Below are 8036 nucleotides of genomic sequence, written 5' to 3'. Positions count from 1 at the left end.
TCGAACATTCGCCGTGGATCGCCGAGCGCGCCTTTGATCTGGACCTTGGCCCGGCGCATGACACGGCTGTCGGCCTGCATTCGGCCCTTGCCCGCATGTTCCGCAGCGCCAGCGACGCCCAGCGTCTTGGCGTGCTGACCGCCCACCCCGATCTGGCCGGGAAACTGGCTGCGGCCAAGCGCCTGACCGCTGAAAGCACCGCCGAACAGGCCGGGGCCGGGCTGGATGCGCTGACCGATGCCGAACGGGCCGAGTTCACCCGCCTGAACGACGCCTATACCGCCAAATTCGGCTTTCCCTTCATCATCGCGGTGCGCGACCACGACAAGGCCAGCATTCTGGCCGCCTTCACGGCCCGCATCGACAACGACCGCGACACCGAATTCGCCGCCGCCTGCGCGCAGGTCGAGCGGATTGCCCGTCACCGGCTAAACGATCTTTTGCCACCTCAATAAGAAGAACCCAAAATGCCCTCGATCGAGTCTCTGAACCCTGATGTTCCCCTGTTTGCCCGCACAGGCGTCAATCTGGCCTCGGCCGGGCTTGGGGCCAAGGCGCTGGCTGCGACCAATGAATTCTTCGCCCCGCTGGAACGGATGCTGGACGACAGCGATCCGGTGTTCATCGAAGGCAAGTTCGACGATCACGGCAAATGGATGGACGGCTGGGAAACCCAGCGACGCCGCGATGGCGGGCATGACTATGCCACGATCAAACTGGCGGCTCCGGGGCGGATTCTGGGCTTTGACGTCGATACCGCGCATTTCACCGGCAACTATGCCCCGGCCTGCAAGATCGAGGCCTGCTCGTCGAAAAGCGACGACCTTGAGAACGCCTCCTGGGTGACGATCCTTCCCAACAAGCCGCTCAGCGCCAGCGCGCATCATTTCTTCAAATGCGACAGCTTTGAAAGCTGGACCCATCTGCGGCTGCATATCTATCCCGATGGCGGCGTGGCGCGGCTGCGGGCGTTCGGGGTGCCGGAACTGGACCCGATCGGCGACGGTCAGGAGATAGATCTGGTGGCGGCGCTGAATGGTGGCCGGATTCTGGCGTTCTCGGATGCGCATTACGGCAGTTATCACCGCCTGCTGGCGCCGGGGCGTGGGGTGAACATGGGCGACGGCTGGGAAACCCGGCGCCGCCGCGAGCCCGGCTATGACTGGATGATCCTTGCGCTGGGGGCGCGCGGCATGATCGACCGGGTCGTGGTGGACACTGCCCATTTCAAAGGCAACTTCCCCGACCGCTGTTCGCTGCAAGCGGCCGATTTGCAGAAATTCGGCGATGGCCTGACCGATGCGCTGATCACCGACTCGATGTTCTGGAAGACCCTGCTGCCCGAGACCCATCTCAGCGCCGATTCGATCCATGAATATACCGATGCACTGGCCGATCTGGGGCCGGTGACGCATGTGCGCTTTAACATCCATCCCGATGGCGGTGTCAGCCGTCTGCGGCTGTTCGGGCATCCTGCATGACTGAAATCGTCCGCGTCTCTCCGATCAGCAAATCCGCCTTCGCCCCCTACGGCGAGGTGCTGGATACCGAGGGCGATGCCGACAAGATCATCAATCAGGGCCTGTGCGAACGGTATCACGACCGCGCCACGCTGGACTTCGGCCCGGATGGCCGCGCTGGCGTCAGCCTGTTTCTGGCCCAGCGCCGGATGCTGCCGCTGACCCTTGAGATGGTCGAGCGCCACCCCGAGGGCAGCCAGACCTTCATCCCGATGACCGAGCACCCGTTTCTGGTCATCGTCGCCCCCGATCAGGGCGGCAAACCCGGCACACCGCTGGCGTTTCTCACCCGCCCGCATCAGGGCATCAGCTTTCACCGTGGCACATGGCACGGTGTTCTCACCCCGTTGGAAGACCCCGGCCTGTTCGCCGTAATCGACAGGATCGGCACGTCCCGGAATCTGGAGGAGTTCTGGTTTGAAGCACCCTATGTGGTGCGAAACTCATAGGACTGAACGCCCCGGCGACAAGCGGCGACAGGACGGAACCCAACCGACAGGAGCGAAACAATGACTGACACTTCACTGGGCACCGCAGAACAGCTGCGCGACCCGAATTATACGCCACCACTGGCCAAGGCCGTGCCGCTGGGCATCCAGCACGTCCTGGCCATGTTCGTATCCAACGTGACCCCGGCGATCATCGTCTGCGGCGCGGCGGGGATCGGGTTCGGCTCGGATCAGGGGGCGCTTGGCTTTCCTGATATGAATTACATGATCCAGATGTCGATGCTGTTCGCAGGCATTGCCACCTTGTTCCAGACCATCGGCTTTGGCCCGGTGGGCGCGCGTTTGCCAATCGTGCAAGGCACCAGCTTTGCCTTTATCCCGGTGATGATCCCGGCCGTGGCCGGTCTGGGCACTGCCGGTCTGGGCGGGTTGATGACGGGCGTGGTGATCGGCGGGCTGTTTCATTTCTGCCTTGGCACCGTGATCGGCAAGATCCGCTTTGCCCTGCCGCCGCTGGTGACCGGGCTGATCGTGCTGATGATCGGTCTGGCGCTGGTCAAGGTCGGCATTCAATACGCCGCCGGAGGCGTGCCGCTGATGGGCAAGCCTGAATTCGGCTCGCTGGCAAAATGGTTGCCGGCGCTGGTGGTGATCTTTGTCACGCTGGGCGTCAAATTCTTTACCCGTGGCTTTACCGCCGTTGCCGCCGTGCTGATCGGTATCATCGTCGGCTATGTCGTCGCCTATTTCATGGGTCAGGTGAATTTCGGCAATATCGGCCGCGCCGCTGCCTTTGCCTTGCCCAGCCCGTTCAAATACGGGTTCGAATTCAACACCGCCATCGTGCTTGGCATGTGTTTCATGGCGATCGTTTCCGCGATCGAGACCGTGGGCGACACCAGCGGGATCACCAAGGGCGGCGCCGGGCGCGAGGCCACCGACAAGGAAATCTCGGGCGCGACCTTTGCCGACGGTCTGGGCACCGCCGTGGCCGGGATCTTTGGCGGCTTGCCGAACACCTCGTTCAGCCAGAACGTCGGCCTGATCGCCATCACCGGCGTGATGAGCCGCCACGTCGTGACCATCGGCGCGATCTTCCTGATCGTCGCCGGGTTCGTTCCCAAGATCGGTGCCATCATCAACACCGTGCCGATCAACGTGCTGGGCGGCGGCGTGATCGTCATGTTCGGCATGGTGGCGGCATCTGGCGTCAGCATGTTGTCGGACGTGACCTGGAACCGCCGCAACATGGTGATCTTCGCGATTTCCTTGTCGATCGGTCTGGGCCTGCAGCTTGAACCCAGCGCCCTGCAACATGTTGGCAAGACCGCGCAGATCCTGCTGACCTCGGGCCTGCTGCCCGCAGCGGCGATCGCGGTGTTCCTGAACCTGATCCTGCCCGAGGAACTGGCCGCCGAGGCGACCGAAGAAGTCTCGGGCGGATTGGCCGGCAACGGCAAGGGCTAAGCCCCGCACCCAATGAAACCGAAAAGCCCCCGCCACCCGTGCGGGGGCTTTTTCATGTCTCGGGCGTGCCCCACCCGCCACCACCGGGCGTGCGCATTTCGAACAGGCCACCGGCGGGCAGGTCGATCTCGTCATTGCCGTTCAGCACGATCTGCGTGCCATCGGGCAAGAGGGCGCTGTTGCGGCCAACCTTGCCCGGCGCACCGCCATCGACACCAAACGGCGGCACGATCCGGTGCGAGCTCAGCGTCGTCACCGTCACCGGTTCCAGAAAGCGCAGCCGCCGGATCACCCCGTTGCCGCCATGCCAGCGCCCCGCCCCGCCCGAGCCGTGCCGGATCGAGAAGTCCTCCAACCGCACCGGAAAACGTTTCTCCAGCACTTCGGGATCGGTCATGCGGGTGTTGGTCATATGGCTTTGCACCGCGTCACAGCCATCAAAGCCCGGCCCGGCCCCGGTGCCGCCGGCAATGGTCTCGTAATTCTGGAAGGCATCATTGCCCCAGATGAAATTGTTCATCGTGCCCTGACTGCCCGCGATCACCCCCAGCGCGCCATACAGCGCGTTGCAGGTGGCCTGAGAAACCTCGGTATTGCCAGCGATCACCGCCGCCGGATAGGCCGGGTTCAACATCGTGCCTGCGGGCGCGATGATGTGCAGCGGCTTCAGGCAGCCCTCGTTCAGCGGGATATCGGCGCCGACCAAGGTGCGGAACACATACAGCACCACCGCCCGGCAGATCGAGAACGGCGCGTTGTAATTGCCTGCGTGCTGGGCGCTGGTGCCGGTGAAATCAATCACCGCCGACCGCGCCGCGCGGTCCACCCGCACCGCCACCCTGATTTCGGCGCCGTGATCCATCGGATAGGTGAAATCGCCATCGGACAGGCGGTCGATCACCCGGCGGACGCTTTCTTCGGCATTGTCCTGCACATGGCCCATATAGGCGGTGACGATATCCTGACCGTAGGTCTGGACCACCTTCAGCAACTCGCGCCGCCCGGTCTCATTGGCGGCAACCTGCGCCTTCAGGTCGGCAAGGTTCTGCGGAATGTTGCGGCAGGGATAGCGCCCGCTGCCCAGCACTTGCCGCACCAGATCTTCCTGAAACACGCCCCCGGCCACCAGCCGCAGGTTGTCGATCAGAACGCCTTCGTCGCTGATATGGGTGCTATCGGGCGGCCCTGATCCCGGCGTGCGCCCGCCGATATCGGCGTGATGCCCGCGCGAGCCCAGCCAGAACAGCACCGCATCGCCCAGAAACACCGGCGTCACCACCGTGACATCGGGCAGATGCGTGCCGCCGTTATAGGGCGAGTTCAGCATGAACGCGTCGCCCGGCCGCACATCCGGGTTGTCGCGCATCACCGTTTTGATGCTGTCCGACATGGATCCCAGATGCACCGGCACATGCGGCGCGTTCGCCACCAGATCACCGTTCGCGTCAAAAATTGCGCAAGAGAAATCCAGCCGTTCCTTGATATTCACCGACCAAGACGTATTCGCCAGCGTCGCGCCCATCTGGTCGGCAATCGACATAAAGAGGTTGTTAAAGACCTCCAGCAGCACCGGGTCAGCCTTGGTTCCGGCGGCACGGGGGCGGGATTTTTCGGCGACGCGTTCAAGGATCAGGTTGCCCAGATCATCGACGCGCGCGGCCCAACCGGGTTCGACCATATTGGTGCCGGTGGGCTCGGTAATGATGGCGGGGCCGGTGATGCGGGTGCGCGCGCCCAGATCGTCGCGGGCATAAAGCGGCACGGCCTGCGTCCGGCCCTCAAGATGCGCGGGCACATGGTCGATCGGCGCCGCAGCCCCGGACGAGACCGCTAGGCGCGGCAGATCGCTGGCATGGCCGATGGCCTCGACCGCCAGCATGTCGATGAACAGCGCCCGCTCGGGCGAGGTAAACCCGAACCGCGCCTGATGCCCGGCCTCGAAATCGGCCTGCATTTGCCCGGGTGCGCCAAAGGGCACCTCAAGCGTCTGGTGCGAGCCATCATAGCGCAGATGCGCGTGGGTCTCGGTGCGGATGTCGGGCGCGGCGACGCCCTGACCGGCGACCTCGGCCACCGCCGCATCGCGCAACGCCGCCAGCACCGGCGCAACATCGTCCGCCAAGGGCGCATCGACCTGCCGTTCCTGCATGGCGCGGATTTCAGCCAGACCCATGCCAAAGGCCGAGAGCACCCCGGCGAAGGGATGCAGAAACACCCGCGTCATGCCCAGCGCATCGGCCACCAGACAGGCATGTTGCCCGCCCGCGCCGCCAAAGCATTGCAGCGTGTAGCGGGTCACATCATGACCGCGCTGGACGCTGATTTTCTTGATCGCGTTGGCCATGTTATCGACGGCGATCCGCAAGAACCCTTCGGCCACGGATTCGGGGCTTTCCACCGGCTGGCGAGTGGCGGCAGCGATCTGATCGGCCAGCGCGGTGAACTTGGCGCGCACCACTTCGGCATCCAGCGGCTGATCGCCATCCGGGCCGAACACATTCGGGAAATGCGCCGGGGTCAGCTTGCCCAGCATCACGTTGCAATCGGTCACCGTCAGCGGCCCGCCGCGTCGGTAACAGGCCGGTCCGGGATTGGCACCGGCGCTTTCGGGGCCGACCTGATAGCGGCCATCGCGGAAGGTGCAGATCGAGCCGCCGCCAGCCGCCACCGTATGAATATCCATCATCGGCGCGCGCATCCGCACGCCAGCGACTTCGGTTTCAAAGCTGCGCTCATAAGTGCCCGCATAGTGCGACACGTCGGTCGAGGTGCCGCCCATGTCGAACCCGATCAGCCGGTCGAACCCGGCGGCCTCGGCGGTTTTCACCATGCCGACGATGCCACCCGCAGGCCCGCTGAGGATCGCGTCCTTGCCTTGAAACAATTGCGCATCGGTCAGGCCGCCGTTCGATTGCATGAACAACAGCGCATCGCAGGCCCGCCCCATGTCCAGCGCGCCCGCGACCTGATCGACATAGCGCCGCAGGATCGGCGACAGATAGGCATCGACCACCGTGGTATCGCCGCGCCCCACCAGCTTGATCAGGCGCGAGGTCTGATGGCTGACCGAGATTTGCGTGAACCCGACCTCGGCCGCGATCTTGGCGGCACGGATTTCGTGAACGGGGTTCAGATAGGCATGCAACCCGGCAATCGCCACCGCCCGCAGCCCGGCGTCAAAGCCCGATTGCAGGGTGGCGCGGGTGGCGGCCTCGTCCAAAGGCTCCAGCACCCGGCCCTCGGCATCCAGACGCTCGGGCAGATCGGCCACCTGTTGATACAACAGATCGGGCCGCTGGATATGCAGGTCAAACAGGCGCGGGCGGGTCTGGTATCCGATGCGCAGCAGATCGGCGAAACCTTGGGTGATCAACAGCAGCACCGGCTCGCCCTTGCGTTCAAGCAGGGCGTTGGTGGCCACTGTCGTGCCCATCTTGACCGCGCGAATTGCGCCCTCGGGCAAGGCAGCACCATCAGCCACGCCCAGCGCCTCGCGGATGCCCTGAACGGCGGCGTCGCGATAGCGTTCGGGGTTTTCCGACAGCAGCTTCGCCGTGCTCAGACGCCCCTCGGGATCGCGCGCCACCACATCGGTGAAGGTCCCCCCACGATCAATCCAGAACTCCCACGCCTTGTCGCTCATGCCTGTGCCTTTTTCCGCCGCGTTCGGCTGTTTCTCAAATCAAGCGCCATTTGTCACGCTGCCTTGGCGCACAGACCCCTTTGCGCGGCGGGAAATCCGGCATATCTGGGGACATGCCCTTTACCCTGTCACATATCGCCGCCCTGCGCAGCCTGCCCTTTTCCGAGGTGATCGACGTGCGGTCCCCTGCGGAATTCGCCGAAGATCACATCCCCGGCGCGATCAACCTGCCGGCCCTGACCAACGAAGAACGCGCCCGCGTCGGCACGATCTACACGCAGGTCAACCCGTTCGAGGCCCGCAAGATCGGCGCGGCGCTGGTGGCGCGGAATGCCGCGCATCATCTTGAGACCACGCTGGCCGACCGGCCGAAAAGCTATCGCCCGCTGGTCTATTGCTGGCGTGGCGGTCAGCGCTCGGGGTCGTTCGCCCTGATCCTGCGGCAGATCGGCTGGCAGGCCGAAACCATTGATGGCGGCTATCGCAGCTTTCGCCGTCTGGTGCAGTCTGCGCTGTATGACGCGACGTGGCCCTCGCCCGTCGTGGTGCTTGAGGGCAATACCGGCACCGCCAAGACCGCACTGTTGCCGCGCATCGCCGCCGAGGGGGTTCAGGTCATCGACCTTGAAGGGCTGGCCAACCATCGCGGCAGCCTGTTCGGGGCGATGCCGGGCGGGCAACCGGCGCAAAAGGGCTTCGAGACCCGGCTGGCGATGGCCGCTGCGGCGCTGGACCCGAACCAGCCGGTTCTGGTCGAAGGCGAATCCAGCAAGATCGGCAAGATCAACCTGCCGCCCGCGCTGTGGGAGGCGATGAAAACCGCCCCCCGGATCGAGGTCACCGCCCCGCTGGACGCCCGCGCAACATTCCTTGGCCGCGCCTATGCCGACATTGCCGAAGACCGTGGCACCCTGACCAAGACGCTCAAGCTACTGGCGCCCCTGCACCCGCGCGAGC

Annotated in this window: 6 protein-coding genes; 5 read left to right on the top strand and 1 reads right to left on the bottom strand. The window is 64.6% G+C overall.

The window, feature by feature from the left end; translation table 11 throughout:
• From uraD to ABYW26_RS07345, 4 genes are all read left to right on the top strand, one after another.
• On the top strand, positions 1 to 455 hold a 455-nt coding region (gene uraD, locus ABYW26_RS07360; RefSeq protein ID WP_372604129.1), incomplete at its 5' end, for a 2-oxo-4-hydroxy-4-carboxy-5-ureidoimidazoline decarboxylase.
• A 12-nt stretch (positions 456 to 467) separates the two neighbouring features.
• Positions 468 to 1481, top strand: a complete 1014-nt coding sequence (gene alc / locus ABYW26_RS07355; RefSeq protein WP_372604128.1) for an allantoicase — start codon at positions 468 to 470, stop codon at positions 1479 to 1481.
• The gene (locus ABYW26_RS07350) at positions 1478 to 1969 is read left to right on the top strand and encodes an ureidoglycolate lyase (RefSeq protein ID WP_372604127.1); all 492 of its coding nucleotides are present in this window, start codon (positions 1478 to 1480) and stop codon (positions 1967 to 1969) included. The genes alc and ABYW26_RS07350 overlap by 4 nt, the downstream gene beginning before the upstream one ends.
• 60 nt (positions 1970 to 2029) lie before the next feature.
• Positions 2030 to 3436 carry a uracil-xanthine permease family protein gene (locus ABYW26_RS07345; protein ID WP_372604126.1) on the top strand — a complete coding sequence of 469 codons (1407 nt, stop codon included), beginning with the start codon at positions 2030 to 2032 and terminating at the stop codon, positions 3434 to 3436.
• 52 nt (positions 3437 to 3488) lie between these two features.
• On the opposite strand, the gene ABYW26_RS07340 is transcribed toward ABYW26_RS07345, so the two are convergent.
• Complete coding sequence (locus tag ABYW26_RS07340) at positions 3489 to 7079, bottom strand: hydantoinase B/oxoprolinase family protein (protein WP_372604125.1); 3591 nt, start codon at positions 7077 to 7079, stop codon at positions 3489 to 3491.
• Positions 7080 to 7192: 113 nt separating this feature from the next.
• Here ABYW26_RS07340 and mnmH point away from each other — a divergent pair.
• Positions 7193 to 8036, top strand: an 844-nt coding sequence (mnmH, locus tag ABYW26_RS07335; protein ID WP_372604124.1) for a tRNA 2-selenouridine(34) synthase MnmH, incomplete at its 3' end; no start/stop codon positions are given.

The organism is Actibacterium sp., assembly GCF_041584535.1.
Taxonomy (GTDB): Bacteria; Pseudomonadota; Alphaproteobacteria; order Rhodobacterales; family Rhodobacteraceae; genus Actibacterium_D.
Note: the sequence above shows the minus strand (reverse complement) of the source record. Positions and strands in the feature narration are given on the sequence as shown.

Coding starts and splice junctions, on each gene's coding strand:
- ABYW26_RS07340 (WP_372604125.1), bottom strand. CDS start 7,079: ATGAGCGACAAGGCGTGGGAGTTCTGGATTGATCGTGGGGGGACCTTC.
- alc (WP_372604128.1), top strand. CDS start 468: ATGCCCTCGATCGAGTCTCTGAACCCTGATGTTCCCCTGTTTGCCCGC.
- ABYW26_RS07350 (WP_372604127.1), top strand. CDS start 1,478: ATGACTGAAATCGTCCGCGTCTCTCCGATCAGCAAATCCGCCTTCGCC.
- ABYW26_RS07345 (WP_372604126.1), top strand. CDS start 2,030: ATGACTGACACTTCACTGGGCACCGCAGAACAGCTGCGCGACCCGAAT.